Origin of the sequence: Mesorhizobium sp. WSM3868, assembly GCF_002294785.1 — a bacterium.
Classification (GTDB): domain Bacteria; phylum Pseudomonadota; class Alphaproteobacteria; order Rhizobiales; family Rhizobiaceae; genus Mesorhizobium.
In genome coordinates this window covers 35407-61369 of the sequence record NZ_NSGB01000023.1, presented here as the reverse complement: position 1 = coordinate 61369, position 25963 = coordinate 35407, and the positions used below count along the sequence as shown (strand labels likewise).

Sequence of the window (25963 nt, the reverse complement as noted above, 5' to 3'; positions counted from 1 at the left end):
CCTCGCCGATCGTCCCTGCTCGACAAGAACCGTCTGCAGGGTGATCGCTCTTGTTCACCGAGCCAGCGCCCATGTAACTTGCCGGCGAGTAATTTTTCGCATTGGGTTCGTGTTGCTAGTATCATTCGTGACCAATCCTGTTCATGGCCGTCGTACCCCTAAATTCCGAGGATGAGCGCGCCTCCGGTGAGGCCGGAACCCGCCGCCGCAAGGAGAACCTTTTCGCCCGCCCGAAATGGCTGCGTTTGATGGGCGAGCGACAGCGAGAGCGGGATGGTCGCGGCGGAAGAGTTGCCGTACTCGGCGATCGTCTTGACGATTACCTGATCCGCTATTGCGAGGTTCCGTCCGACGGAATCGAAAATCCGGGCGTTGGCCTGATGTGGCACGAACCGATCGATGTCCTGCGGCCGCATTCGGGCAGCAGTGAGTGCGTCTTGCGAGCATGCGGTCATCATCTCCACGGCCTTAGCAAATACTTCGCCGCCGTCGGCGATCGTCATACGCGTTTGCGCAAGGTCGAGGCCACCATGGAACGGTCTGTTGCTTCCTCCGGCGGGTATCTGGATCAGCCCGTAGCGCGAGCCGTCCGAATCCATCGCGGCGCCAAGAATGCCTTGGTCGGTATCCTTGCACGGACCAATCACCACGGCGCCGGCGGCATCGGCAAACAGCACGGCGCTGGCGCGCTCGGTAGGATTGATGCGGCGGCTGAGGATATTGGCGGCGATGACCAGGGTCGCTTTACAATGGACGCGGGTGAATCCGTCGGCGAACATCAAGGCATAGATGAAGCCGGCGCAGGCGCCCGTGAGGTCAACCGCACCGGCGCGGCCGAGTCCGAGCCGATGTGCGACCAGGGGCGCGCTTGGCGGCAGAAGATGGTCGGGCGTCGAGGTGGCAAGCAACAGCAGACCGATGTCGCTGCGGTCGATGCCGGCGTTCGCCAGCGCCATCTCGCCGGCAGAGGCGGCAAGGCCCGACAGCGTGTCTTCGTCCGCTGCCCAAAAGCGCGACCGAATCCCGGTGCGCCGTTCGATCCAGCCGGGTTCAAGCCCGAGACTGTTTTCGATCTCCGGGTTCTCGACCTTGCGCGTTGGTGCATGATGACCAAACCCGAGAAGGCGCGACGACCTGTTCACGGATTCGAACCGAAGCGCTCGCCGGCTTCCTCGATCGCGTTGTAGAGCCCGTCCAGCTCGTTGCCAGTGATGCAATAGGGCGGCAGGAGGTAGAGCACATTGCCGAGCGGGCGCACGAGCAGACCGTGGTCGAGGAAGAATGTTCGCAGCTTGGGCCCGATCTCAGCCAGATAACCGGCGGAGCCGGTGCGCAGGTCGAGGGCCGCGATCGTGCCGGTCGCCCGGCTGTCGGCGAAGTAGGGATTGTCCCCAAAGCGCCGAACCCCGGCGGCCTGTCTCGCGCTCAGGGCCGCGATACGCTCGGCCACCGGCTCGTCACGCCAGATCTCGATATTGGCAAGTGCGGCCGCGCAGGCGATCGGATTGGCGGTATAGGAGCTCGAATGAAAGAAGGTCTTCTGCCGGTCCGTCGAATAGTGAGCCTGGAACATGGCGTCGGTGGCGAGCGTGGCCGCCAGCGGGATGACACCACCGGTCAAGCCCTTCGACGTGCACAGGATATCAGGAGAGATGTTCGCCTGCTCGCAGGCAAACATGGTTCCGGTGCGTCCCCAGCCGGTCATCACCTCGTCGGCGATCAGCATGGTGCCGGAGGCCTCGGCGATCCTCTTCAATTCGCTGAGAACCCAGGCCGGGTACATCAGCATGCCGCCGGCGCCAAGCACGAGCGGCTCGACGATCAGCGCAGCCGCGCGCTGGTCGCGCGAGACTGCTTCGAAACGATCCAGGGTTTCCTGCTCACGCCCTGCGGCCGGGAAGGGGATGGTGTCGACCTCGAACAGCAAGGGCTCGTAGGCGGCGTTGAATACACCGCGGGCGCCGACGCTCATCGTGCCGATCGTGTCGCCATGGTAGCTATGCTCCATGACGACGATGCGCGAGCGCGGCGCGCCGATGTTACGGAAATAGCCGAGCGCCATCTTCAATGCGACTTCGACGGCGGTCGAACCGCTGTCGGAATAGAACACCCAGTCGAGGCCGGTAGGAGCAAGGCCGACGAGCGCTTCGGCCAGCCTTTCGGCCGGCTCGTGGGTGAAGCCGGCAAAGATGATCTGGTCGAGGCTCGACGCGGTCGTCTCGATGGCCTTCCTGATGCGGGGATGGCGATGCCCATGCGTGACGACCCACCAGGAAGAAATCGCATCCAGGATGCGCGCGCCGTCGGCCTTGTGGAGATAGGCGCCTTCGGTCAGTACGATTTCAGGGATGGCTGGTTCAAGCGCGTGCTGGGTGAACGGATGCCAGACATGGGACCCCAGCATCATTCGCCTCCGGCGATCAGGGCAACGTCGAAGCCGGCAACCATCGCGTCTCTCAGCGTTTCACCCGTCAGTGGATGGAGGTGTGGCAGCCTGCCGAGCTGTTGCACGCCGCCCAACTCCACGATTGTCCTTTGGGTATCGGCCACCTCTTCGCCGATGAAGGCGATGCCGAGGAGCGGGATGGAACGGGCCCGCAGCGCTTCTATCGAGAGCAAGGTGTGGTTGATCGTACCGAGCGCGGTGCCGGCGCACAATATGATCGGCAGCCCCCACTGCGCGAATATATCGATGAACATTGTCTGTCGATTGAGCGGCACCATCAGCCCGCCGGCGCCTTCGATTACGAGCGGTGTCGGTAAAACCGGAAAGGCAAGATCCGCCGCTTCGATGGCGACGCCATCGATCTCGGCCGAGCGATGCGGCGAGAGCGGGCTTTTCAGGCGATAGGCCTCCGGCAGGACGCGCCCCGCGGGCAAGCCGGAAAGCCGGGCAATGACCTCGCTGTCGGTCTCCTCGTCGAGGCCCGATTGCACCGGCTTCCAGTAGAAGCCGTCAAGCAAGCCGGCGATTCCCGCTGAAAATACCGTCTTGCCAATTCCGGTGCCTGTTCCGGTGACGACGAGGCGCTTGGTCATGCCGTCGCCAACACCTCGACGAGGGCCTCGACCATGGCGCAAATGGCGGCTTCGCCGACGTTGAGCGTCAGCGAAATGCGCAGGCGTGATGTACCCTCGGGCACCGTCGGCGGACGAATGCCGCGTATGTCGAAACCGCGGGCCTGCAGTGCCGCCGCCACCGCCATGGTGCGCCTGACATCGCCGATGACAAACGGCTGGATCTGCGAGCCGCTAGGCGTCACGCCGCACTGCTCGGCCAATTGCCGGCCCGCGAAGGAAATGCGCTCGCGCAACTGAGCGCGGCGCGTGGGCTCGTCTGACAGGATGGCGAGCGCTTCGCGCGCCGCGACCGCCATCAGGGGCGACGGTGCGGTGGCGTAGATGAATGGCCGGCACCGGTTGATGAGATAGTCGCACAGCGTTCGCGGTCCTGTGACGAGCGCGCCGTACGCGCCGAGTGCTTTGCCGCATGTGTGGAGCGCGACAATGTTGTCGCGGCCCTCGAACGCAGCGGCCAGCCCCCGGCCACCTGGCCCACAGACGCCGGTGGCATGCGCCTCGTCGACAATAAGGAATGTCTCGTGCCGATCGGCAAGCTCGACGAGGCTCTCCATCGGCACACGGTCGCCATCCATGCTGTACAGGCTTTCGACCGCGATCCAGACGCGCCCCATGCCGCCTTCGGAGCGCCAACTGGTGATCGCATCCTCGACGGCGTTGACGTCGTTGTGTGCGGCCAGCTTGAACTCGGCGCGTCCGGCCTGCGCGCCCTCGTGCATGCTGGCATGGGCGAGCGCGTCGAGGATCAACAGATCGCCCTTCTGCGGCAATGTGCTCAGCAGTGCAAAGTTGGCGATGTAGCCACTGCCGAAGAACAACGCGCGTTCGGTCCCGAAGAATGCCGCCGCGTCCACCTCCAGTGCCTCGTGTTCGGGTGCATTGCCGCGCAATAGCCGCGATCCGGTAGCGCCGACCGGAGTACCCCGTCCGATCGCCCCCGCGACAGCATCGCCAAGTCTCCTGGAGGCGGCAAGTCCGAGATAGTCGTTCGAGGAGAAATCGAGCCCGGTGCGGGGCGAAAGCGTCCGCAGGCGATCCTTGCGCGCCAACCCCTGCAAGGTCGCCTCAAAGCGAGCAAGCGGCGGCTCGTTCATCTGGCCTCACATTCCATCGGCTCGATGCCGAGACGCTGAAATAGAAGCCTGTCCTTGTCCTCGTCGGGATTGTCCGCCGTCAACAGCGTGTCCCCGACGAAGATCGAGTTGGCGCCGGCAAAAAAGCACAGCGCCTGCGTCTCGTCGGTCATGCCGGTGCGACCGGCGGAGAGCCTTACATAGGACTTCGGCATCAAGATGCGGGCGAGCGCAATGGTACGGACGAACTCGATCGGATCGATGGGTTTGGACTGGCCGAGCGGCGTGCCATCGATCGGGATCAGCATGTTGATCGGCACGCTTTCGGGCGGCTCAGGCAGCTTTGCGAGCGTGATCAGCATGTCGATGCGGTCGGCCTTTTCCTCTCCCATCCCGACAATGCCTCCACAGCAGACCTTCATGCCGGCCTCGCGCACATGCTCAAGCGTTTCCAGCCGGTCGGCGAAGGTCCTGGTCGAGACGACCCCACCGTAATGGCGCTCGGAGGTGTCGATGTTGTGGTTATAGTAGTCGAGGCCTGCCTGTTTTAGACGTGTGGCCTGCTCAAGATCGAGCATGCCGAGAGTCATGCAGGTCTCCATGCCGAGCGCCTTGACCCCCTCGACCATCGCCACGACCGCATCCATGTCGCGCGCCTTGGGCTTTCGCCAGGCAGCGCCCATGCAGTAGCGCGTGGCTCCGGCCTCACGCGCCTTGGCCGCCTCGGCGATGACACGCTCGACCTCCATCAGCTTCGACGCTCTCAGGCCAGTTGCGTGATGCGCAGACTGGCTGCAATAGCCGCAATCCTCCGGACAGCCGCCGGTCTTGATGCTCAGCAGCCGGCTGAGCTGCACACGGTTTCGATCGAAGTTCTGCCGATGGATGGTCTGTGCCAGGAAGAGCAGGTCGTTGAACGGCATGCCGTAGATAGCCTCGGCCTCTTTGCGGTTCCATCGCGCCAGCACTCTGTCCATCGGTCCCAGGGCTTTGTTCATCCCCACTTCTTTCCAATCGTCATCGTCAAAAATTCTTTGTTTCTGGTCCACGAACGCATGCCGAAGTCTGTCGGTCGGCGAGCCTGTTACGACATGAGCCATCGATCAGCGCAATGCGCGCGGGGGTGCAGGCTCCTGCAGCACCTGGTCTGCGCCTGCAGCTGCGAGGCTCTTCCTTTTTCGTTTCCATCAGTTCAGGCTGCAGCCGTACCCGTGGGCCGGCATATCCAGGCCGATGTCGAGGATCGGCGCGCTGTGTGTCAGCCATCCGACGGAGATGAGATCTACTCCGGTCGCCGCGATCGCCGGGGCCGTGATCGGTGTCACCCGACCGGAAGCCTCGGTGATGACGCGGCCATCGACCGTCGCCACGGCGCGCGCAAGATCTTCGACCGACATATTGTCGAGCAGCACTGCGTCGATTCCCAGTGCGAGCGCTATATCGAGCTGCTCCAGCGTGTCGACCTCGACCTCGATCTTCACCATATGGCCCGCGGCGGCGCGCGCTCGCTCTATTGCCGTGCGAATGTCGCCGGCGATGGCGATGTGGTTGTCCTTGATCAGCACGGCGTCATCGAGCCCGAAACGGTGATTGGCGCCGCCGCCGACACGCACGGCGTACTTCTCAAGTGCGCGCAAACCGGGCGTCGTTTTTCTTGTGCATACGATCTTTGCCTTATGGCCACGCACAGCCTCGACCATCGCGGCTGTGGCCGTGGCAATGCCGCTCAGGCGGCAAAGGAAGTTAAGCGCCGTGCGCTCGGCCGTGAGCAGGCCACGCGCCGGTCCGCACAGCTTGGCAATGATCTCGCCGGCCGCGACATCGCTGCCGTCCGGGCGCCAGATTTGCATTTGGATCGCAGGCTCGACGAGCAGCAGGGCGAACGCAACCAGATCGAGGCCGGCGATGATTCCCGTTTCGCGCGACTTGAGCATCAAAGTGGCCGTGCAATCATGCGGGATCACCGCATCGCTGGTCAGGTCGCCGCATCTGCCCAGGTCTTCCAGGAGCGCACCGCGCACGATCGGTTCAATCAGGGTCGAGGGCAGGGGTGCGAACGGTTTCATATCAGGTGCTCCGTGTCCGTGCCTGCCACCCAATTGCGAGTGCGACCCGCACTGCGCCGCGGAGTGTCAGCCTGGCGAGGCACGCCTCTGCATCGCGCCAGGGAATCAGTGCGGAAGTGCGAACCACGGCTCTCTTGGTCAGCCACACGGTGAAAGATTTCGGCGACTGGTAATTGTGCGCCAGGATGACCGCATTGCGCGCGCGCTTCAGCGCGAGGATCGCTTCAATGTCGTCGGCAAAAGCCGACCATTCGAATGGCGGGATCACCCGCCTGACGCGCTCATTTAGGGACGCGGCCATAGGTAACGCCCAGTCATCAGCGCCTCCGATTATATTCGATGTGACAATAAGGGGAATATTTCTAGCTTGACTATAAGCTGTGTCAAGCCCGAGACATTGGCAATTTTGTCCCGGCGAAAGCTCTTTCATCGAGCACGGCACGGCGGAAGCGATAGAGCTTTGCGGGCCGCCCACCCGTATCGACTGAAGTGTCGCCAGTCTCCTCGACCAGCTCTTGTTGCTCAACAAGCCTGCGGAAGTTCGGCTTGTCGATCAGTCTGCCAGCCAATGCTTCCACCGTCCGCTGCAGCTGGAGCAGCGTGAAAGTCGGTCTCATGAGCTCGAATACGACTGGCCGGTATTTGATCTTGGAGCGCAACCGCGTAACGCCTGTCGCCAGGATGCGGCGATGATCAGCGACCATCGCCTTGCCTGAGACGGCCGCAGACGGAGGCGCGGCCTTCCCGTCGCTAGCCTCTTCGACCAATCCTGCTTCGTAGAGCAACTCATAGCGTTGGAGCGTGAGCTCCTCGTTCCAATGGCGGTCGTCAAAGCCGAAGGCGATCGCCACCCTCTGCCGGCGTTCGCGCTGCCTGGCCGGATCGCCAGCGCCGTCTGCCCATTCCATCAAGCGCGCTCGCAGAATATCCAGGCCCATCGGCGGCGAGCCGGAGCGGTGATCCTCCCATGGAAAATATTCGTACCAGCTTTGCCAGCCGCACGTGGATGAGGCCGTCCCCTGTTCCTTCCGGGTGAGTGCGAGATAGCTGATCGAGATGACGCGCTGCTGGCGCTCGGGGCCGGCACGGTCCCGATCGGCGAACGTGTAGAGTTGCTCGATATACCCAAGGGGATGGCCGGTTTGCTGTTCGACCCACCCCCTCAAACCGGATTGCGGCGATCGGTGCTCGAGCGCAAATGGTCCGGAGGGCAAGGTGTCCGCCTGACCGATTGTGAGAAGACAGGGCTCACCGCCATTTACGGCGACGACCACCGCGGTCAGGTCCACTTTGGCTTCGTCGGCCTTATCCTCGGCTCTGTCTTTCCCGGGTCGTGTTCGTTGCTCTTCCATATCTGCGAACTTGGTTGGCCCCAGCTCGGCGAGACTCTAATCGATTTAGTGTAAGCGTGACTTCCTGCACGTCAACACCCCACAGCTGGACGGCATTCTTATCTCTTCGCACTTGCACTAAAATGTGCCAAACGCGACTCCGGCGGTTGGTAACGCAACGGAAGGAGGCCTAGATTGAGCGCTCCGAGTGATGCGTAGGCAAATACGCCACCGGATATCCCCTCGCGGAAAGGCCAGGCCCCACTCGTCCGCCTCACTGCCTATACACCCCGGTCGCCAGGATGGCCGATCGACATTGCGACATTGGCCTCGTCGGGGACACGTCGGCATGATAATGCACAGGCTATCCTCGGCGCTGGGGGGGCAGCCTCGAAAGGATGATCATGCACGGCCGCGGCCTGCAACACGCGCTGATGGTCGTCGACATGCGGTTCGGTTCTACCAAGAGGGGCCGCAGCAGGCCTTCCGCAAAGCGGCCGCCTTATCGCAGAGACCGGATGTGCAGCGGTGAAGCTCGAGGGCGGCCGGTCCATGGCCCATACAATTCGCCTTCTCACCGCCCGCGGTGTACCTGTAATGGCCCTTGTCGGCTTGACCCCGCAGGCAGTCAACATTTTCGGCGGCTACCGTGTCGAGCGGCGGGGAGACGATGCCGAGCGGATCAGGCGCGACGCTGCTGCGGTCACGTAGTTAGGCGCTTTCTCAGTGGTGTTTGGAGAAATTCCCCGAGCCGATCGCACGCCGCATTAGCGCAGAGATCGAAATCCCCACTATCGGCATCGGCGCCTCGCCAGCCTGCGGCGGCCAGTTCTGGTGAGCGACGACATGCTCGGCCTCTTTACCCCTGTCCGGCCGAAATTCGTCAAGCGCTACGCCGAACTGGGCGACCAGGCCGATGCGGCGATTGCGGCTTATGCCGCCGGCGTGAGGGAACGGCGCTTTCCGGCGGCCGAACATCTTTAGCGAACGAGACCAAGGCCGGAGACCTCACATGAGTCGTGCCGATCGTTGGAACCGTTGCCGAGCTCCGCGCTGTTGCAGCGGGATGGCATCGTGCTCAGGGCGCCCGTGTCGCCGTTGTGCCGACCATGGGGGGCCTGCCTGAAGGCCATCCGAGCCTCGTGCGTGCCGCGCTTCAGAAGGCTGAGGCGGTAGTCGTGACGCTGTCGTCAATCCTAAGCAGTTCAACAGTGCCGCCGACCTTTGCCGCCTATCCCCGCACGGAAAACGAAGATGCCGCCGAGCTCGTGACGACAGGCGCACATCTGCTCTATGTGCCGGATTAAGACGAGTTGTATCCAGCTGGCGTTGACACGACCGTTTCGGTGTCCACTCTCAGCGAGGGCCTGTGCGGCGCCTTCCGGTCCGGCCATTTCGACGGTGTGCGACGGTCGTGGCCAAGCTCTCCCTGCAGACGGCGCTGACTTCGCCTGTTTGGCGAAAAGAAATTCCAGCAGCTTCAGCTTGTCAGGCGCATGGTCCGGGACCTCGATATTCCGACGCCGTGGTCGCATGTCCAACAGTCCGCGAACCCGATGGTCTTGCGCTATGTCGCGCAACGTCCGGCTCTCGCCAGCAGAACGCGTCATCGCCCCAAGGCTCTTCGGTCTTGCTCGACACGGCGGAGCGGCTTGCGCGCGGCTTTCCTGTCCTGCCCATGCTTGATGAAGCGCGTGCAGCAATTCTGCCAGCGGGTTATCGCGGGGTCGAGTACCTGGAACTCCGTGGGGAGACGGACCTGCAGCCATTAGCAAAGTTTGGGCGCTTATCTACTTTACAAACAGACCAATGGTCGGTAGTAACGCGCCGGATTACAACTGGAGCGATTCGATGGCTGCAATTGGCGATATTTTCAAACCTGGTGACAAAGTTCAGCACTCGGGTATATACCAAGTTGTTCACGACAAGAACCATGCCAAGGAACATGAAGTGACTTGCGTGTTCGAAAAGACGTTTCCGCCATGTCGCGGCTGCTCTCACCCGCGCTTCAAGCTCCTAAGAGCCGCTCAGCACATCGATAATAACGAACACTTCACGGGGAAGTAGGATCATGGTCGTCGATTGAAACGGCTAGCAATCGGTGGCCGCCGAGGCCTTTTGACACTGATTCGCAAATTATCGTCATGCTCTGCTTCAGTTAGCGCAGCATTGATATGCTCCTGAATCTCTTCCAAGCTGTAGCAAAGCGTTCTCGTTTGAACGGTCCATTGGTCCTCTCCATCAAAAAGCCCGCTCATCGCGGGCTTTTTTCCTTTTCCAGTCGGCCTGTGTTTTGGGTCTGGCGGGGTGTGCGCCAGCTTGCCAATACTTTGCTGTTTCCGGTTGAAGCGAACACCGCGAAGCTGGCCACGTGCCAACCGGGGATGTTGAGACGTTATCGATGAGGCGTGTGTCGCCGAGCCAAGCCGCGACAAGCAAGGCGATGATGGCGAAGTCGTCCCCGTCGCGTCGGTGCGGGGTCGTTAGACCAAGTCTCAGCCTAATCATCGAGCAACACTTGAGAAGGTTGCGCAAAGGGCAGATCTATCGCGTGTTTGAAAACTCGTCGAGCAACTCTCTGCAAGCGTCGATGCTGTCGATCTCCATGAGGCAATGCCGCCGCAGCCGGATTCAATTTTCCGCTCTTCGCCTATTTCAACCGTCCGCCTCCGGCCAGACGTCCCTCACAGCAGGAATTCTGGAAAAAGCAGCTGAGTTTGGCTGACGCCGCGGGAGTTTGAATCACGGACATAGGCAGCGCGCGGTAAGTCGGCCTGGGATATCAGCTGGATCCTTGCCGTCTCGAAGCGCACCGTGACGTTCCACCTGGAAAACACCAAGGCAAAGCTTGGCGTGCGAACCATCAACCAGTGCGTGGCGCGACTGACTGCTTCCGCCAGTGGAAATCCTGACCCGTTTTTTGTCCGATAGCTGTAAAGGTCTACAGGCTGCATCAATGTCGGCTTTGCTCTTCAATGGCGGGAACATATCCTGCCCGGAGGCGACAAATGATGCAGCTGATAACACCTGAACTCTACGGCGAATTTCCAAACGAGCTCAAAGAAATGCACGGGGTCAGGCATCGGGTCTTCAAGGAAAGGCTGGATTGGGAAGTTGAGACCGAAAGCGAGATGGAAACAGACGCATTTGACAGCCTGAACCCCGTCTATCTGCTTCTCAAGGGATCCGACTGGCGAATTTGCGGTTGCGTCCGTCTTCTGCCGACTACCGGACCGACAATGTTGCGCGACACATTTCCGATGCTGCTGGGTGAGACTGCGGCGCCCGCGAGTGCCTGCATTTGGGAGAGCAGTCGTTTCGCACTCGATCTACCTCCATCAGCGCCTAAGGCTGGTGGACTGGCGCAAGCAACCTACGAACTCTTCGCCGGCATGATCGAATTTGGCTTGGCGAACAATCTCACTCGGATTGTGACAGTGACCGATACACGCATGGAGCGGATCCTGCGTCTTGCAACGTGGCCGTTGTCGCGCATCGGACAGCCAAAGCCAGTCGGTAACACGGAGGCAGTCGCCGGCTTTCTCGAGATTTCCCACGCTAGCCTCTTGCGCATCCGCTGGAAGGGACGTCTGAACGGACCGGTGTTATGGCAACCGGTTTTCGGCCTGTCGGCATAGGCTAACGATGCTCAGCCTGACCAATGCTCCTGCCCGCGGGCGCTACGAACTGTCGATTGCTGACCAGACTGGCGTAGCTGCGAAGGTTACGACCTTCCAGTCAATTCATCGACGGGTGAATGGTGGCTCCGACACGGCCAGGGAGCTGTCACGACGGCCTTGGATTCAGCGCTCCGCAAGCGTCGAATTCCTGCCCAAGAGGTTCGGCGATGAGCAGCCGCCGGGATCGCGCAGCGACTGGTACAGCCGATCAGGCCATCTTAGGCAGGCAGGTTCTTCGGACTTGATCAGAACCAGTTGAACCGCCATATACCGGTCCGGCCGCCATTCAGGTTGCCCATGGACGAGACCGAACCGGTCGAATTGATGTCCATCTATTCGACTTGCTACGAGCGCCAACTCGGGTGGAACTCTCCCGAGCTGTCAGGCGCCTCTGCTCTCCTTCGAGGTGATATATGAAAGATCCGCGCATTCCCGAGCCAGTCTTGAAGGCTATGTTGGGGGGAACCCACATCATCCGTGCTTATCGTGAGCACCTTGGATATTCCGTCGACGACCTGGCGGTGGCGTGCGGCCTAGCCGCTGAGGAAATCCTGAACATTGAGTCCGGTCTGAGATACAACAAGGGTTATCGAGATCGGATCGCGAAATCGCTGTCACTACCCGTGGGAATTCTTGAGGCGGACATACTTGACGCGGCCTAATCAGGGGAAGACTTGTTGCCCGTTAGGTCTGTGGGGAGCAGGTCGCGTACAAACCAACTAATTGGTGTTCCGATGGCGACAGGATTAATAACAGAACGGAACCACCAGCAAGCACATGATGCATCTTTCCCTCTCAAGCTACCACTGCTGATCTGTCAATTTTAGCCGACCGGGCAGCACGGAACGGCGCTTTCGCCGAAGCGCCGTCCTTGCCTCGAGGAGTTGCGCGAGCGCACAACCTCCAGACTCGATAATCAACACGCCGCTCTAAAGCGGCGGCACGCGGATTGAAGCGTGTCTTTTGTGCAGAGTTCGGGCGCGCCCGAATTGCGCTTTTCCGATTGCGCTTTTCCGGCTGAGCATACGCTTGGGCTTGGAATCCACGAACGAGGCTCAGCCCCGCTGTCGGGAACCCTGCTGCACCACCTTCTGCACCACGGCACGTCAGCGCATAGCGCATCAGACTAACACCGGGTTCACATCATTGACTCGCTGAGATAGGAGGAGCGCAGAGAAATCTCCGGTCGCAGCCTTACCCGGTCAAAACAAGGATCCCACAATGAAGACTCTCGTTATCTGTTCCGGAGGATTAGACTCCGTGGCCCTTGCTCACAGCGTGGCAGCGGAGCACGAACTCGCCGGCCTCCTGTCTTTCGATTACGGCCAACGGCACAGGAAAGAATTGGGCTTTGCCGCTCTCTGCGCGGAGCGACTGAACACTTTGCACCAGATCATCAACATCCCCGAAATTGGCCGCGGCCTTTCCGGTTCAGCGCTGACCGATGATGTCGACGTGCCGGACGGACACTACGCCGAAGACACGATGAAGATCACGGTGGTGCCGAACCGGAACGCCATCATGTTGGCGATCGCCTTCGGTCTCGCCGCCGCGCACAAGGCAGAAGCGGTGGCGATGGCCGTACATGGTGGGGACCATTTCATCTATCCAGATTGCCGTCCGGCCTTCATCGAAGCTTTCCAGGTGATGCAAGACCGCGCGCTCGACGGCTACGCCGACATTCGCCTTTATACCCCCTACGTCAACCTCACGAAGGGCGACATCGTCGGGGATGGAGCAAGAAACGGAACCCCATTTGCGGAGACCTGGTCGTGTTACAAGGGCGGCGAGCTTCACTGCGGACGGTGCGGGACCTGCGTGGAGCGGCGCGAGGCGTTTCATCTCGCGAGGCACGCTGATCCAACCGACTACGAAGACGCCAACTTCTGGCTCGAGGCGCTGCGGAGGAGGAGGGCCTGATGTTCCGCATCACCAAGGAATTCCACTTCTCGGCCTCGCATCAACTAACCTCGTTGCCACCCGATCATCAGTGTGCACGCCTGCACGGGCATAACTACATCGTCGAAGTGGAGCTATCGGCGAAAGACCTAAACGCGCACGGCTTCGTGCGCGACTATCACGATCTGGCGCCGCTCAAACGCTATATAGACGACAGCCTCGACCATCGGCACCTCAACGAAGTGCTGGGACATGAGCAAGTCACGGCGGAATACTTGGCCAGACATTTCTATGAATGGTGCAAGGAACGTCTGCCGGAAACCGCCGCCGTGCGGGTAAGCGAAACCCCGAAAACCTGGGCGGAATACCGGCCGTGACGGACACGCGTCCTGCAATTCGTGTGAGCGAGATATTTGGGCCCACCGTCCAGGGCGAGGGAGTGCTCATTGGTTTGCCTACAGTCTTCATCAGAACCGGCGGGTGTGACTACCGGTGTTCCTGGTGCGACAGCCTCCATGCGGTGGACAACCAATTCCGCCGCGAATGGGAGATGATGCCGATCGATATGGTGTGGCAAAGCGTCGTTGGGCTTTCCGGTGGCCGGCCGGTGATGGTGTCGCTGTCGGGCGGCAATCCGGCGATTCAGCCGTTCGCTACGCTGATCAAGCTTGGCCATGGTGAAGGCTACCGTTTTGCGCTGGAAACCCAAGGTTCGGTGGCCAGGGACTGGTTTGCGGATCTTGACGTGCTGGTTCTCAGCCCAAAGCCGCCGTCAAGCGAGATGAGGACGGATTGGGCTGCATTCAAAGCGTGCACAGAAGCGGCGCAGGACAAGCCGCAAATCGTGCTCAAGCTCGTTGTTTTCGACGAGAGTGACTACGCATACGCCAAAGATGCTGCCGCGCGATTTCCACACCTTCCGGTTTATCTGCAACCCGGCAATCACACGCCACCGCGCCTTGGCAATGGAGACGCACCTGTCGACCTGAACGGAATAATCAAACGCATGGAGTGGCTTGTGGAAAAGGTAACACGCGACAGGTGGTTCGAAGCGCGCGTGTTGCCGCAGCTGCACGTTATGCTCTGGGGAAACAAGCGAGGCGTCTAGTCTCGCCTGTACGGGAAATGCGCCTGCGGATCTTCGGTTCGACGGTGGCTTCTATCTGGCGGCGCTGCCGAGTACTTGCGGAGGTGCTTGAGGCCAGGCAGCGGCTTCGGCCGCCGACAGAGTTCGACAGAAGGCAAGTCCCCGATCGTCGTTGCTCCGTTTTCGAATTCCAGCCTGGGGGATTGGCCGGTCGAAAATTTCGGCTTGTCGCAGCTCTTTCTCGCCGGTAGCGCTGAACATCTTCCTTGGGCGATCACGATGTCCTGGCGATGCAGGCCTGAAAGAGTTCGATGGTGTTCGCAAGCCCGACCCACAGCATGAACTTGCCCTGCGGAAGGTGACCTTTGTGCCTTGCGCTATCCGGCAGCGTTTCGTCGAAATCGGAAAGCGAGCGCGAGGCGCTGAGCATGTAGGAGTGCCCCGTGCCGAGCTTTGCGTGGGGTGCCAATGCGGGATGCATCTGTAGCATTATCTCCCGCAACCAGAGGGCTTACCGGATCGCTTGAAATGTATCCACGGGGTAGATGCGTCTCATCGAAACAAACGATTTTATCAATCCTCCGGAATCTCGCATCTGACGACAGCACCTTACAACACACTGATCACCCGCTACCACTATCGTGAACGACTGCGAAAAAAGGGCCGGAAAGGACAATCTATCCATGAGCTCAGACGTGCGACGGAAGTTGTGCTGGGAAAATGAGTTGTAGCTGGCCGCCGTTTCGAACTCTCCGACTTCCCGGAGAACCTATGGACTGACTGGGGTCTTCATCCAGACCCACTCGAAGGCGGCCGAGCCGTTTGACGACGGTCCACTTTGCACATCCGGGATGCCGGCGTGCCGGCGCTAAATCGGGTGCCGGCAAGGCTTTCGTCATCGACCCCTACCCCGCAGACCATCTCTAATCAATCGGTACTCGTGAGTGGCACAAGCCTGGTCAGGGACGATTTTCGCGACGCGTGGCAGAGGCATGGCGCCGCGCTCCACGTCAAAATAGGTGAAATGGAAAGGAACGGAAATGACTGATCAACTCACAACGGAAATCATTGCCATAATAAAGAAACGCGTCGAGTCAGAGAATGGTGAGGGGACCAAGCTATCCGTCGGCGAAATAACCACTACGACGGAACTGACTGGCCTCGGCATCGATTCACTGGGGTTAGCGGACGTGCTCTGGGACCTGGAGCAGGCGTATGGCATCAAGATCGAAATGAACTCGGCCGAGGCTTGGTCGGGTGTCCAGAATGTCGGCGGCATCGTGGAAGCTATCCGCAGCTTGCTTGCCAAGGCCGCTTGAATGGACAGACGCGTTGTCATCACCGGTATAGGCGGGCTGTGCGGGCTAGGCACCGATGCCACCTCGATTTGGACAGGCATGCGCGAAGGCCGCTCGGCCATCGGCCCGATTGTCAATTCAGAACTTCATGGTCTGGAAGGCATAATCGGCGCCGAGATCAAAGCATTGCCTGAGCACGACATTGAGCCCAGGCAACTCGTCTCCATGGGCCGCTGCAGCCTGCTTGCCGTGCTTGCGGCGCACGAAGCCATGCGCCAGGCCGGACTTTCCTGCGATGAAGGAAATGCCCATCGCTTCGGCGCTACAGTGGGCGTCGGCTTCGGTGACTGGGAGGCGACCGAAAAGGCCTACCGCGCCCTCCTTCTGGACGGCGCGGCGCGCGTGGGTCTCTTGACTGGAGTAAAGGGGATGCCGAGCGCAGCTGCCTGCCATGTCAGCATGAGCCTCGGCCTGCGTGGGCCGGTCTTCGCCACCACCTCCGCATGCGCCTCGGCCAACCATGCGATCGCATCGGCCGTCGACCAGATCAGGTACGGGCGAGCCGACGTGATGCTTGCCGGAGGCAGCGACGCGCCCTTCGTATTTTTTGTGGTGAAGGCATGGGACGCCATGCGCGTACTCGCTCCGGATACTTGCCGGCCCTTCTCCGCCGACAGAAGGGGCGTAGTGCTGGGCGAGGGTGCGGGCATGGCCGTGCTGGAAAGCTATGAGCATGCCACGGCGCGCGGCGCCACGATCCTTGCCGAGATCGCAGGCATCGGCCTTTCCGCTGATGCCTTCCACATCGCCGCGCCGGCTGTCCATGGACCGGAAGCGGCGATGCGCGCCTGTCTTGCCGATGCCGGGCTGAATGCCGAGGATGTCGAGTACCTAAACGCGCATGGCACCGGCACCAAGGCCAACGACGAAATAGAAACGGCGGCGATCAAGCGCGTCTTCGGTGACCATGCTAACTCGCTGTCCGTCTCCTCCACCAAGTCCACACACGGCCACTGCCTCGGGGGAGCGAGCGCGCTCGAAATGATCGCCTGTGTGATGGCGATCCAAGAGGGTGTTGTTCCGCCGAGCGCGAATTATCGCGAGCGGGATCCCAAATGCGATCTCGATGTCACCCCCAATGTTGCCCGCGAGCGCAAGGTGCACGTGGCCATGAGCAATGCTTTCTCCATGGGTGGCTTGAACGCGGTGCTGGCATTCAAGCAGGTGTAGAACCCATGCGAAATGCCTCCCGTAACTCTACCTCTCGTATCCAAATGCTTGCCGGATCACAGTTGTGAGGGGCTGCCTTTGGACCGTTTCGGTGAATGCGCCAAGTGGCAGCGGAAGCTCGACGAGCCTGGGCCCCGTTTTTGCAGATTTCTCAACTGAAGCGATTTGGACGTACCGCGGAAGGTTAAGCGACGCCTTCGGTTCGGCTCGAGGGTTTGTCCAAAGCTTTACCCGACAATGTCTGGAGGCACGCAGGGCCGCCAGTGACCGCTTCCGTGCGAAGCCGGTCCTTAGAAAGGGAATCGATAAATGTTCGATCTGACCGGCCGCAAGGCGCTCGTCACCGGAGCAAGCGGTGGAATCGGCGAGGCCGTGGCGCGGGCGCTTCACGCGCACGGCGCAACCGTCGGCCTGCACGGCACGCGTGTCGAAAAGCTCGAGGCGTTGGCTGCCGAACTTGGCGGGCGGACAAAACTGTTTCCGGCGAACCTTTCGAACCGCGACGAGGTCAAGGCCCTGGGCGCAAACGCGGAAGCCCAACTCGAAGGCGTCGACATACTGGTCAACAATGCGGGCATCACCAAGGATGGGCTTTTTGTCCGCATGTCGGACGCGGACTGGGACGCGGTACTCGAGGTCAACCTGACCGCCGTGTTCCGGCTCACACGCGAACTGACCCATCCGATGATGCGCCGCCGCAACGGCCGCATCATCAACATCACCTCCGTGTCCGGCGTAGCCGGCAATCCCGGCCAGGCGAACTATTGCGCCTCAAAGGCTGGCATGATCGGCATGTCGAAATCGCTGGCGCAGGAGATCGCGACACGCGGCGTGACGGTGAACTGCGTGGCGCCGGGCTTCATCGAATCGGCCATGACCGACAAGCTGAACGACAGGCAGAAAGAAGCGATCATGGCCGCCATTCCGGCCAGGCGCATGGGCACCGGCTTGGAAGTCGCCTCGGCTGTGGTCTACCTAGCCTCGAACGAGGCCGCGTACATCACCGGCCAAACCATTCATGTCAACGGCGGCATGGCAATGATTTAGCCTAAAAAGTTCAGTGCGCCCCGATGACGCGTATCAACAGGGCAGGAAGGTTCCCACCCAGATAGCGGTCGGTTGGTCTGGCAACTGACGACCCGGTCGGTGGGGCAACTGGCGAGGTCGAGCGTCGTGATCAAGGCCGCCTTGGGCGGAGGCTTAGATCAAGTTCTTTGAAGCGCATGCTTTCCTATCCATAGCGTGGATGCATTCATTCGAAACAAACGATTTTGCCAATTCTGCAAAACGTCGCATAGCGAGATTTCAAAGAATGCAAGCCAAAGGGCAATTATCCATGTTGTATTGGCTCCGAGCAGTTTTTTCCGGCGTACGCCTGACGGTGTGCTCGCAACACAACGGAGTCGCTTGGTCATTGCGGCTAGTTTCCTCGGTGACCTGCGCAAGTTGCATCGAGCCGGCTCGATGCGACAAGCATCCCCCTGCTAGGCGCTTCCCAACAAAACAGCAACAAAGATGAGGTGTTTCCATGTGCTCTGACGTGCGGTGGAGGTTGTGCTGGGAAAGTGACTTGCAACAGACCGACCATGTCGAACTCTCCGAGTTCTTCCAAAAAACCTACGGACCGACTGGGGCCTTCAACTCAAAGCCATTCGAAGGCGGCCGTAGCTGGGCCGGTGCGAGGCCGGAGCTCCGCGCAATCGGCTACGACGCGCACGGCGTAGCGGCTCATATCGGCATACTCCGCCGTTTCATCAAGGTTGACGAGGTCGAACTCCTGGTGGCCGACCTGGGGCTGTACGGGGTGCGTCCGGATCTTGAGGGACAAGGGATCAGTCATTCAATGCGCGTTGTATATCCGGTATTGCGGCAGCTTGGGGTTCCATTCGCTTTCGGCACCGTCCGGCGCGCGATGCGGAACCATATGGAGAGGTTCTGCAGAGACGGCATGGCGGCGATTGTGTCGGGCGTTCGCGTGCGGTCCACTCTCCCAGATGTGTATCTGGACCTGCCGCCCACGCGCGTCGAGGACGTGCTCGTCGTGGTTGTGCCGATTGGACGCTCGATGAGCGAGTGGCCATCCGGCACCCTGATTGATCGGAACGGTCCGGAGCTATGAAACATCTTGAAGTGCCGGGTGATCGCACTGAAGGCACCGCAGCGGCGGGTTTTTGCAGAGCTGCTCGGACTGAATACGCGATCCCATTCACGTTAGCTGTGGGCAATCGAGGCTGAATTAACATGCAAAATCCGCGCATCTAAATCGTCCGGACGCGGGGTTCCGCGCGCACAGACGTTCCGGACCCTCTTCGCCGTCACCAGATGCGAGACATTGCGGCATCCCACGAAGGCATGCGGTGCCGAAAGCGCTGTGGGTCGGCCTTTCGAAGCTGAGCGTCAGCCACTTCGTGGAAGACGCTCTTCGGCGCCGAGCAAGTTGCAACGAGGCGAAGAAGCTCGCACATCTGCTGAGCGCGGCTCACGCCCCGGAGACGAGGGCAGGAATGATCAAAGGCTCATTCGCCTCGTCAAGAACGGAGAAACTGTACCGGCCATCTGTGTCAAGATCGACGGAGTAGCTCAGGCGGTCGAGTATGTAGTTATCCTGGTCGAACGTAACGATCCGCGGCTTCAGCGAGGTGATATGCGCTTCGTCCAGGTAGATGGAGTTGCAGACAATAATCGGGTCGTCGGGCTGACAGGTACGAGCCGCCGCTCCGTTCAGGATGCAACAGCGTGAACCGCGCTCGCCGAGGATGACATAGGTCGAAATCCGCGCACCGGAATTTCTATTCCATATCTCCACGAATTCCATCGGCAGGATGCCGGCTGCCTCGCAGTGGTCGGGGTCGAGCGTTATCGAACCGTGGTAGTTGAGGTTCGCTTCGGTGACGTGGATGCCGTGCAGCTTGCCGGCCACTATTTTTCGCATTGTTGTCCTCATCAGCATACGAGGTGAGTCTTGGCAACGCCCGGCTAATCACAACGGCCAGCGCACCGCCGCTGAGACCCGCACCCGCCGCCCCCAAAAGAATTTTATCGCCCGGCCAAAATGGCTGCGCCCGATGGGCGAGCGAGAGCAAGATCGGATCGTCGCGGCGGAAGAGTTGCCATAGTGACGATTGCGCGATCGGCTATGCCGAGTTTCTCCCGACCACGACGAAAAATCGAACATTGGTCCTGATGTTGCACGAACCAATCGAGGTAGCGGTGCAGGTGAAGTCATATCAACAGCTCCGTTCGGATGTTTGCCAACTGATCGTGACGGCATTCTCAAAGGCTGTGCAGAGCGTCAGTCGTGAGGGGAGGGCAGCAGCATGGCGCCGGGGGAAATCGGATCGGTAATGTGAACCGCGGCTCTCCTCGCGTCGAAGGGCTGCGATAGCCATCAACAGTGTCACCAGCGCCGGATCGGCCGCGACCGTCTCGCCGACAGAGATCGGCAGCAGTGTCGCGACCGTATCGCGCATAGATTTGCCATTCCGAACAATGCCAAGCGCTTTCGACACGAGCGGGCGTATGGGTGAAGGGTCGGGCCGGACGGGAATGGTTGCGGGAAGCCTGGGCCACTGCCAACCCGCGCAAGATCCAGCCACGCTTGCCGCGACCCAGACTGCTGTCGCAACAGCTTCCGCGAGAGAGTTGCTGGCAAGCCGGTTGGCGCCATGCAGTCCCGTGCATGCGACTTCGCCGCAGGCCCACAGGCCGCCAACGGAACTGCGCCCTTCGGCATCAACGGCCACTCCGCCCATGTGATAGTGAGCGGCGGGACGCACGGGAATAGGCTCCACAGCCGGATCGATGCCGGCCTGCTTGCAAATAGCGTCGATCGCCGGAAAGCGTCTTGCGAATTTCTGCCCGAGGCAATGTCGGGCATCGAGATAGACGCGATGCCCGACAGCGAGCTGATCCGAGATCGCCCTCGCAACCACGTCGCGCGATGCGAGTTCTGCTCCGGGTGTGTCGGCCAGGAAGCGATGGCCGTCTTCGTCGATCAGCACCGCGCCTTCGCCTCGTACCGCTTCGCTGACAAGCGGCATTGGCCGGCGCGGACCATCGAGCGCGGTCGGGTGGAATTGCACAAATTCGAGATCGGCGAGCTCCGCTCCAGCACAGGCGGCAAGCGCAAGACCATGCCCGAATGAGGAGAGCGGGTTCGTTGTGTCGCAAAACAGCCCGCCTATCCCACCGGTCGCCAGCACCACGCGGCGTGTGGGGAATGCGAGCACGCCGCCGTGCAAGACTGCCACCAAGCCCACAATGCTGCCCTCCGACACAACCAAGCGAAGCGCTGTCATGCCTTCCATGATCGTGATCGAATGGGTTCGCCGCGCCACGCCGAGCAGCGCCCGAAACAACTCGCGGCCGGTTGCGTCGCCGGCGGCGTGGACGATGCGGCGACGCGAATGCGCCGCTTCCAGGCCGAGCCGCAGCCTCCCGTCGAGTGAGCGGTCGAAGGGAACGCCGAGACGGATGAGATTCTCGATGGCTTTAGGTGCGGCCTCAATCACCCGCCTGGCCATCTGTTCGTCGCAGTGTCCGTCGCCGGCAGCAAGCGTATCGGTGAGGTGGAGTTCCGGCGTATCGTCCTCGCCGAGGCTGGCTGCGAGCCCCCCCTGTGCAAGCGTGCTCGAGGTGTCGGTTCCGAGCGGGGTTCTGGAGAGCAGAACGACCGGTTGGGGCGCCAGATGAAGCGCCGTCAGCAGGCCGGCGAGGCCAGCGCCGATAATGACCGGCGCCCCACCAATGTCATGGATGGCGGGCGTCATACGAAGAGCATGCGTTCCACAGCCCAGCGGGCCCGTTCAGTGACGTGCGGATCGATGGTGATGACGTGACGGTTCTCTTCGAGCGCGGTGCGGATGTTGGCGAGCGTGATGCGTTTCATGTGCGGGCACAGATTGCATGGACGCACGAAATCCACGTCCGGATGCTCGACCGCGACATTGTCGCTCATCGAACATTCCGTCATCAGCACCACACGCGCCGGCCTATGCCGCGCGACATAGTCGGACATCGCCGCCGTCGAGCCGGCGAAGTCGGCTTCGGCCACGACCGCGGGCGGACATTCGGGATGGGCAAGTACGCTGATGCCGGGATGCGCCTCACGCAGCTCGCGGATGTCGGCCGCTTCAAAGCGTTCATGCACCTCGCAGTGCCCCTTCCAGGCGATAATCTCAACCTTCGTCTGTCGCGCGATGTTCTTCGCCAGATATTCGTCGGGCAGCATGATCACGCGCGGCACCCGGAGCGACTTCACCACTGCGAGCGCGTTGCCTGAGGTGCAGCAGATGTCTGACTCAGCTTTCACCGCGGCGGAGGTGTTGACGTAGGTGACGACCGGAACACCGGGATAACGCTGCCGCATCAGGCGCACGTCTTCGGCCGTGATCGAGTCGGCCAGCGAGCAGCCGGCGGCGAGATCCGGGATGAGCACGGTCTTGTCGGGATTGAGGAGCTTGGCTGTTTCAGCCATGAAATGCACGCCGGCTAGTACGATCACATCCGCGTCGACTGTCATCGCCTTGCGGGCCAGCTCCAGGCTGTCGCCTACAATGTCAGCCACGCAGTGAAAAATCTCCGGCGTCTGGTAGTTATGCGCCAGGATGACCGCGTTGCGCTGTCGCTTCAGTTTCAGTATCGCGTCGATGTCGTCAACGAAGACCGGCCACTCGATCGGTGGGATAACGCGCCGAACGCGGTGGTATAGCGAGGCGCTCGAAGGCAGGACGGCGCTCATCGAGCCTCCAGTTATAGTCAACGCGATTATAAGGCCTATAATCGTTGTGACTATAAGTGGTGTCAACCCCGTACGAGCGGCAATTTTGTGCCGGCCACAGGCCTCTCGTCTAGAATAGCATGGTGGAAGCGGTAGAGCTGCGCCGGCCGGCCGCCGGTCTCGGCGGTCGTCGCTCCGGTCTTCTCAACCAGCTCCTGCTGCGCTATGAGCCGGCGAAAGTTCGGCTTGTTGATGAGCCTGCCGGAGAGCGCCTCCACGGTTCGCTGTAGCTGTAAAAGCGTGAAGAGCGGCGGCATCAGTCAGTTCGAACACAACAGGCCGGTATTTGATCTTGGAGCGCAGCCGCGCAATAGCCGTTGCCAGAATGCGGCGATGATCGGCCCTCATCGATCTCCCCGGCACCGGCGCGAGGATGGCAGAATCTCCGCCGCGCTTTGCTTCCTCCACCAGGGCGGCTTCGTGGAGCAGCTCGTAGCGCTGCAGCGCGAGCTCTTCGTTCCATGCCCGGTCGTCCATGGCAAAGGCGACCGCCGCTCGCCGCCGGCGCTCGAAGCGCGTCGCGCCGTCGTCCGCGCCTTGCGCCCATTCGATGAGGCGCGGCCACAATTGTTCCAGCATCGGGGGCCTGCCGTAGCGATGATCCTCCCAGGGGAAATAGTCGTACCAGCTCGCCCAGCTGCGCCTGCCCGAGGCGCCCGCATCTTCTTGGCGGGTGAGTGCGAGATAGCTGATCGAGATCACGCGCTCGTCGCCGCCGGTCCGATCGCGATCGGCGAAGGTGTAGAGCTGCTCGATGTAACCGAGAGGCTGGCCGGTCTGCAGTTCCACCCATGCCCTGAGGCTCGACTGGAGCGAACGATGAGCGAGTTCAAACGGGCCCGAGGGGAGGGCGGCCCCTTGTTCGATGGTCAGAACACATGGTCCAGCGTCGTTCACGGCGACGACGACTGCGATCAGGTCCGCGTTGACGTCGTTGGTCTTGCCTATAGCTCTGCCTTTCCTCGGTCCCTTTGCCTAGTCCATAAGTCAATGGCCTACTTGGCAAGCTCCGCCCCGTCTAAACCGATTTAGCTCTGTGTTTTATCATACCACTCGTCGCGTCAACACCACGCGAGTGGCGATTATATCTCTTCGCACCCAGACAAAAATATGCCAAACGCGACAGTCGCCATGGGTAACGCCGGGTGAGGAGAGACGTGGATTGAGCGATCTCAGCCTGTCGGCCGAGCGGCGCGTGGCAGCACCGAAGCTCGCCGAAAGCGGGCTGTTCTTGATAGCAGCCGGCGTCAACAGGAAGGCCGCACCGCCTCACCGAGTCGGAGCCGAACAGCCAATCCTTGATTTGTCCCAGCTATTCGCCTCGCTCGGTATGTTGCGGCCCCGGCATGTCGGAAGGCCGGCTCAGAGACACTTGAGCTCGATATCGTGTTTCCTCAGGGCGTAGCCAATCTGGCGCGGCGTCAGTCCAAGCAGGCGCGCTGCCTTTGCCTGTACCCAGCCGGATCTTTCCATGGCCGCGATGAGACGCTCGCGATCGGTCATCTTCCCGTCGCTTACGAGGGCCACCCGAACAGGCGCTGGCAGTGCCAGATCACTGTAAACAGGCGGGGCCCCAAAGGCGGCCGAAGCAACAGCACCAGGCGATTGCATGGCCGGGTTCAGTGGCGATGGTGCGATCGGCTCCGATTTCGTCGCAGTCTCCGTCAATGCGTGCTTCCAGAGCATCGCGGAAAGGCATCGGCCGTGGCAGCAATCAAAATCGCTTCTGACGATTGACGCTCCCGCTGACAGGGTCGCTGTCCGCTGCACGCAATTTTCAAGCTCGCGGACATTTCCGGGAAAAGCACAGTTCATCAGCACTTCAGTCCCACTCGCATCGAAGACCAGGCTGCGGCCGTTCTCGCTGTTGAACTTCTTGAGAAACTCAGCGGCAAGCAGCGGAATATCACTGCGCCGTTCGCGCAATGCCGGCACCAGCAAGGGAACAACGCTGATGCGATAATAAAGGTCGGCGCGAAACTCGTTCCTTGCAACAGCGTCTTCCAGGTTCCTGTTCGTGGCAGCAATCACGCGAACGTCGACCTTAATCGTCTGGTTGCTGCCGACGCGTTCGAACTCCTGCTCCTGCAGAACGCGCAGCAGCTTTGCCTGGAACGAGGCAGAAATCTCGCCGATCTCATCCAGAAACAACGTTCCCTTGTCGGCGAGCTCAAAGCGCCCCTTGCGCGAGTTGAATGCACTGGTAAAGGCACCCTTTTCATGACCGAACAGCTCGGATTCCAGGACGGTCTCAGGGAGCGCTGCGCAATTGAGCTTGATGAACGGCCGCTTGGCGCGCCCCGACAACTCGTGAACGGCCTTGGCGACCAGCTCCTTGCCGGTCCCGGATTCCCCGCGCAGCAAAACGGTACTGTTGGACCTGGCTACTAACGCGACCTTCTCAAGTAGCCTGCGCAGCGCCGGGCTGTCGCCAATGATCCCCTTGACAGGAGCCCTTTTGCCCTCGTGCCCAGGCTGCTTGAGCTCGCCGAATTGCTTTTGCATCCGGATTTTCTCGGCCATCGGTCGCTCGCGGTCGGACGCGAACAGGCGATGCAGCTTCACTGTCTGCCCAACCAGATTGGCGATCGTGGTGAGGAGGCGGAGGTCGTAATCGAGGAGGGAGGCTGATTTGTTGTCCAGGATGCGATCGATGGTCAGCGTGCCCACGACGTTCGCATCGATGCGAATGGGGACGCCGATGAACGACACTTTCACGTTGTCGGACGCCCCGAGCACGTCCTTGTCGGCGGCGTTGAAGGCCGGATCCACCGCTATGTTCTCGGCGACGAGCGCCATGCCCGTCGTTATGATCCGGTCGATCGCCGCCCGTGGCAGATGCTTTCGGTGGCGATCATCGCTGCCTTCGCTCAAGCCGGCGCCGACGATCATGTCCGGTATGCCGGCACCGTTGAAGAGCGAGATGATGCCGTGCCGCACCTGCAACAACGATGGCAGGAGACCGACGACGTTGGCCAACGTGGCTTCGAGCGCAGCGGGGGCGGTGAGTGCTTTCGATGTTTCGAAGATATCTGGCGCCCTCTCGCGCAGCGGCACAAGAGACACCACGTGATTCGTCTCGGATTTTGAATTAGGTGTTTTCATTTCTGGAAGCGATATGCAGCGTGACGAGATCTGCCTGGCACTTTGCTCGCAGCTGCGAGCATCGTGCTGCATATGATCATCCATCTCGCGCCGTGAAATCGTTGCTCGAGGCAAGTGCGCCTATTGTCCGGCGCGCGGATATTCTTGGCCAATCGCATTGGCGGGCGTCTTCGCTCTGCAGGCCACTGCACAATCGACGAGTTTGCTCGCCTCGGCCTGGTACGCGGGAATTCATTTAAGCAGGAAAAGGCGTTGATGAAGACAGTCTTGACGATTGATCGGCCAGGGAGTGGGACGTCTGCAGCCGGCTCTTCGTGACCAATTAGGTGGCCGC

Annotated in this window: 23 protein-coding genes and 6 pseudogenes; 13 read left to right on the top strand and 16 right to left on the bottom strand. The window is 61.0% G+C overall.

Annotated features, from left to right (window positions below):
* Nucleotides 1-158: 158 nt before the first annotated feature.
* The 8 genes from CK221_RS26755 to CK221_RS26720 all read right to left on the bottom strand — a co-directional run bounded on the left by CK221_RS26755 (nucleotide 159) and on the right by CK221_RS26720 (nucleotide 7572).
* Complete coding sequence (locus CK221_RS26755; RefSeq protein ID WP_095779893.1) at nucleotides 159-1142, bottom strand: beta-ketoacyl-ACP synthase III; 984 nt, start codon at nucleotides 1140-1142, stop codon at nucleotides 159-161.
* Nucleotides 1139-2404, bottom strand: coding sequence for an adenosylmethionine--8-amino-7-oxononanoate transaminase (locus CK221_RS26750; RefSeq protein ID WP_095779913.1), 1266 nt, complete (start codon nucleotides 2402-2404; stop codon nucleotides 1139-1141). The genes CK221_RS26755 and CK221_RS26750 overlap by 4 nt, the downstream gene beginning before the upstream one ends.
* Nucleotides 2404-3039, bottom strand: a complete 636-nt coding sequence (bioD, locus tag CK221_RS26745; protein WP_095779892.1) for a dethiobiotin synthase — start codon at nucleotides 3037-3039, stop codon at nucleotides 2404-2406. The genes CK221_RS26750 and bioD overlap by 1 nt, the downstream gene beginning before the upstream one ends.
* A complete protein-coding gene (locus CK221_RS26740) occupies nucleotides 3036-4175 on the bottom strand; it encodes an 8-amino-7-oxononanoate synthase (RefSeq protein WP_095779891.1) in 1140 nt (379 codons plus the stop codon). The genes bioD and CK221_RS26740 overlap by 4 nt, the downstream gene beginning before the upstream one ends.
* On the bottom strand, nucleotides 4172-5152 hold the full coding sequence (gene bioB, locus CK221_RS26735; protein ID WP_095779890.1) for a biotin synthase BioB: 981 nt from the start codon (nucleotides 5150-5152) through the stop codon (nucleotides 4172-4174). Before bioB ends, CK221_RS26740 begins: the two co-directional genes overlap by 4 nt.
* Before the next feature lie 189 nt (nucleotides 5153-5341).
* The gene (gene nadC, locus CK221_RS26730; protein WP_095779889.1) at nucleotides 5342-6220 is read right to left on the bottom strand and encodes a carboxylating nicotinate-nucleotide diphosphorylase; all 879 of its coding nucleotides are present in this window, start codon (nucleotides 6218-6220) and stop codon (nucleotides 5342-5344) included.
* Between the two features lies 1 nt (nucleotide 6221).
* Complete coding sequence (locus tag CK221_RS31295; RefSeq protein WP_348628449.1) at nucleotides 6222-6521, bottom strand: hypothetical protein; 300 nt, start codon at nucleotides 6519-6521, stop codon at nucleotides 6222-6224.
* An 82-nt stretch (nucleotides 6522-6603) separates the two neighbouring features.
* A complete protein-coding gene (locus tag CK221_RS26720; protein ID WP_095779888.1) occupies nucleotides 6604-7572 on the bottom strand; it encodes a hypothetical protein in 969 nt (322 codons plus the stop codon).
* A 216-nt stretch (nucleotides 7573-7788) separates the two neighbouring features.
* On the opposite strand from CK221_RS26720, the pseudogene panB reads away from it, so the two are divergent.
* The 9 genes and pseudogenes from panB to queE all read left to right on the top strand — a co-directional run bounded on the left by panB (nucleotide 7789) and on the right by queE (nucleotide 14238).
* A pseudogene (gene panB / locus CK221_RS26715) lies at nucleotides 7789-8535 on the top strand (3-methyl-2-oxobutanoate hydroxymethyltransferase).
* A 35-nt stretch (nucleotides 8536-8570) separates the two neighbouring features.
* Nucleotides 8571-9323: pseudogene (locus CK221_RS30010) on the top strand (pantoate--beta-alanine ligase).
* Between the two features lie 79 nt (nucleotides 9324-9402).
* On the top strand, nucleotides 9403-9618 hold the full coding sequence (locus CK221_RS30445) for a hypothetical protein (protein WP_141247142.1): 216 nt from the start codon (nucleotides 9403-9405) through the stop codon (nucleotides 9616-9618).
* Nucleotides 9619-10266: 648 nt separating this feature from the next.
* Nucleotides 10267-10482, top strand: a pseudogene (locus tag CK221_RS26700) (helix-turn-helix transcriptional regulator); the annotation flags it as partial.
* Nucleotides 10483-10559: 77 nt separating this feature from the next.
* The gene (locus tag CK221_RS26695) at nucleotides 10560-11189 is read left to right on the top strand and encodes an acyl-homoserine-lactone synthase (RefSeq protein ID WP_095779886.1); all 630 of its coding nucleotides are present in this window, start codon (nucleotides 10560-10562) and stop codon (nucleotides 11187-11189) included.
* Nucleotides 11190-11644: 455 nt separating this feature from the next.
* On the top strand, nucleotides 11645-11893 hold the full coding sequence (locus tag CK221_RS26690) for a helix-turn-helix transcriptional regulator (protein ID WP_095779885.1): 249 nt from the start codon (nucleotides 11645-11647) through the stop codon (nucleotides 11891-11893).
* A 559-nt stretch (nucleotides 11894-12452) separates the two neighbouring features.
* Nucleotides 12453-13151 (top strand): 7-cyano-7-deazaguanine synthase QueC, encoded by a 699-nt coding sequence (gene queC, locus CK221_RS26685; protein ID WP_095779884.1) that lies wholly within the window; start codon nucleotides 12453-12455, stop codon nucleotides 13149-13151.
* On the top strand, nucleotides 13151-13507 hold the full coding sequence (gene queD / locus CK221_RS26680) for a 6-carboxytetrahydropterin synthase QueD (protein WP_095779883.1): 357 nt from the start codon (nucleotides 13151-13153) through the stop codon (nucleotides 13505-13507). Before queC ends, queD begins: the two co-directional genes overlap by 1 nt.
* Nucleotides 13504-14238 (top strand): 7-carboxy-7-deazaguanine synthase QueE, encoded by a 735-nt coding sequence (gene queE / locus CK221_RS26675; protein ID WP_095779882.1) that lies wholly within the window; start codon nucleotides 13504-13506, stop codon nucleotides 14236-14238. Before queD ends, queE begins: the two co-directional genes overlap by 4 nt.
* 253 nt (nucleotides 14239-14491) lie before the next feature.
* Here the strand turns inward: queE and CK221_RS30005 are convergent, their stop codons facing one another.
* Nucleotides 14492-14698, bottom strand: coding sequence for a hypothetical protein (locus tag CK221_RS30005; RefSeq protein ID WP_141247141.1), 207 nt, complete (start codon nucleotides 14696-14698; stop codon nucleotides 14492-14494).
* Nucleotides 14699-15257: 559 nt separating this feature from the next.
* On the opposite strand from CK221_RS30005, the gene CK221_RS26670 reads away from it, so the two are divergent.
* Together CK221_RS26670 and CK221_RS26665 are read left to right on the top strand one after the other, a co-directional pair.
* Nucleotides 15258-15536, top strand: a complete 279-nt coding sequence (locus CK221_RS26670) for an acyl carrier protein (protein WP_067318693.1) — start codon at nucleotides 15258-15260, stop codon at nucleotides 15534-15536.
* On the top strand, nucleotides 15537-16745 hold the full coding sequence (locus CK221_RS26665; RefSeq protein WP_095779881.1) for a beta-ketoacyl-[acyl-carrier-protein] synthase family protein: 1209 nt from the start codon (nucleotides 15537-15539) through the stop codon (nucleotides 16743-16745).
* On the opposite strand, the pseudogene CK221_RS30925 reads toward CK221_RS26665, so the two are convergent.
* Nucleotides 16732-16886: pseudogene (locus tag CK221_RS30925) on the bottom strand (LysR family transcriptional regulator); the annotation flags it as partial. The gene CK221_RS26665 and the pseudogene CK221_RS30925 sit on opposite strands and share 14 nt — an antisense overlap.
* A gap of 168 nt (nucleotides 16887-17054) precedes the next feature.
* Here CK221_RS30925 and fabG point away from each other — a divergent pair.
* A complete protein-coding gene (gene fabG / locus CK221_RS26660) occupies nucleotides 17055-17792 on the top strand; it encodes a 3-oxoacyl-[acyl-carrier-protein] reductase (protein WP_095779880.1) in 738 nt (245 codons plus the stop codon).
* A 481-nt stretch (nucleotides 17793-18273) separates the two neighbouring features.
* Nucleotides 18274-18864, top strand: coding sequence for a NodA family N-acyltransferase (locus CK221_RS26655; protein ID WP_095779879.1), 591 nt, complete (start codon nucleotides 18274-18276; stop codon nucleotides 18862-18864).
* 360 nt (nucleotides 18865-19224) lie between these two features.
* Here the strand turns inward: CK221_RS26655 and panD are convergent, their stop codons facing one another.
* The 6 genes and pseudogenes from panD to nifA all read right to left on the bottom strand — a co-directional run bounded on the left by panD (nucleotide 19225) and on the right by nifA (nucleotide 25629).
* Nucleotides 19225-19677, bottom strand: coding sequence for an aspartate 1-decarboxylase (gene panD, locus CK221_RS26650; RefSeq protein WP_095779878.1), 453 nt, complete (start codon nucleotides 19675-19677; stop codon nucleotides 19225-19227).
* A 46-nt stretch (nucleotides 19678-19723) separates the two neighbouring features.
* Nucleotides 19724-19889: pseudogene (locus tag CK221_RS30920) on the bottom strand (3-oxoacyl-[acyl-carrier-protein] synthase III C-terminal domain-containing protein); the annotation flags it as partial.
* Nucleotides 19890-19972: 83 nt separating this feature from the next.
* The gene (locus CK221_RS26640; protein WP_095779877.1) at nucleotides 19973-21514 is read right to left on the bottom strand and encodes an L-aspartate oxidase; all 1542 of its coding nucleotides are present in this window, start codon (nucleotides 21512-21514) and stop codon (nucleotides 19973-19975) included.
* Complete coding sequence (nadA, locus tag CK221_RS26635) at nucleotides 21511-22485, bottom strand: quinolinate synthase NadA (RefSeq protein ID WP_095779876.1); 975 nt, start codon at nucleotides 22483-22485, stop codon at nucleotides 21511-21513. The genes CK221_RS26640 and nadA overlap by 4 nt, the downstream gene beginning before the upstream one ends.
* A 62-nt stretch (nucleotides 22486-22547) precedes the next feature.
* A pseudogene (locus tag CK221_RS26630) lies at nucleotides 22548-23472 on the bottom strand (hypothetical protein).
* Between the two features lie 414 nt (nucleotides 23473-23886).
* On the bottom strand, nucleotides 23887-25629 hold the full coding sequence (gene nifA, locus CK221_RS26625) for a nif-specific transcriptional activator NifA (RefSeq protein ID WP_245322504.1): 1743 nt from the start codon (nucleotides 25627-25629) through the stop codon (nucleotides 23887-23889).
* Between the last annotated feature and the right edge of the window lie 334 nt (nucleotides 25630-25963).

Coding starts and splice junctions, on each gene's coding strand:
- CK221_RS31295 (WP_348628449.1), bottom strand. CDS start 6,521: ATGGCCGCGTCCCTAAATGAGCGCGTCAGGCGGGTGATCCCGCCATTC.
- fabG (WP_095779880.1), top strand. CDS start 17,055: ATGTTCGATCTGACCGGCCGCAAGGCGCTCGTCACCGGAGCAAGCGGT.
- bioB (WP_095779890.1), bottom strand. CDS start 5,152: ATGAACAAAGCCCTGGGACCGATGGACAGAGTGCTGGCGCGATGGAAC.
- nadA (WP_095779876.1), bottom strand. CDS start 22,485: ATGAGCGCCGTCCTGCCTTCGAGCGCCTCGCTATACCACCGCGTTCGG.
- bioD (WP_095779892.1), bottom strand. CDS start 3,039: ATGACCAAGCGCCTCGTCGTCACCGGAACAGGCACCGGAATTGGCAAG.
- nadC (WP_095779889.1), bottom strand. CDS start 6,220: ATGAAACCGTTCGCACCCCTGCCCTCGACCCTGATTGAACCGATCGTG.
- CK221_RS26670 (WP_067318693.1), top strand. CDS start 15,258: ATGACTGATCAACTCACAACGGAAATCATTGCCATAATAAAGAAACGC.
- CK221_RS26690 (WP_095779885.1), top strand. CDS start 11,645: ATGAAAGATCCGCGCATTCCCGAGCCAGTCTTGAAGGCTATGTTGGGG.
- CK221_RS30005 (WP_141247141.1), bottom strand. CDS start 14,698: ATGCATCCCGCATTGGCACCCCACGCAAAGCTCGGCACGGGGCACTCC.
- CK221_RS26740 (WP_095779891.1), bottom strand. CDS start 4,175: ATGAACGAGCCGCCGCTTGCTCGCTTTGAGGCGACCTTGCAGGGGTTG.
- queD (WP_095779883.1), top strand. CDS start 13,151: ATGTTCCGCATCACCAAGGAATTCCACTTCTCGGCCTCGCATCAACTA.
- panD (WP_095779878.1), bottom strand. CDS start 19,677: ATGCGAAAAATAGTGGCCGGCAAGCTGCACGGCATCCACGTCACCGAA.
- CK221_RS26640 (WP_095779877.1), bottom strand. CDS start 21,514: ATGACGCCCGCCATCCATGACATTGGTGGGGCGCCGGTCATTATCGGC.
- CK221_RS26665 (WP_095779881.1), top strand. CDS start 15,537: ATGGACAGACGCGTTGTCATCACCGGTATAGGCGGGCTGTGCGGGCTA.
- CK221_RS26655 (WP_095779879.1), top strand. CDS start 18,274: ATGTGCTCTGACGTGCGGTGGAGGTTGTGCTGGGAAAGTGACTTGCAA.
- CK221_RS26750 (WP_095779913.1), bottom strand. CDS start 2,404: ATGCTGGGGTCCCATGTCTGGCATCCGTTCACCCAGCACGCGCTTGAA.
- nifA (WP_245322504.1), bottom strand. CDS start 25,629: ATGAAAACACCTAATTCAAAATCCGAGACGAATCACGTGGTGTCTCTT.
- queC (WP_095779884.1), top strand. CDS start 12,453: ATGAAGACTCTCGTTATCTGTTCCGGAGGATTAGACTCCGTGGCCCTT.
- CK221_RS30445 (WP_141247142.1), top strand. CDS start 9,403: ATGGCTGCAATTGGCGATATTTTCAAACCTGGTGACAAAGTTCAGCAC.
- CK221_RS26720 (WP_095779888.1), bottom strand. CDS start 7,572: ATGGAAGAGCAACGAACACGACCCGGGAAAGACAGAGCCGAGGATAAG.
- CK221_RS26695 (WP_095779886.1), top strand. CDS start 10,560: ATGATGCAGCTGATAACACCTGAACTCTACGGCGAATTTCCAAACGAG.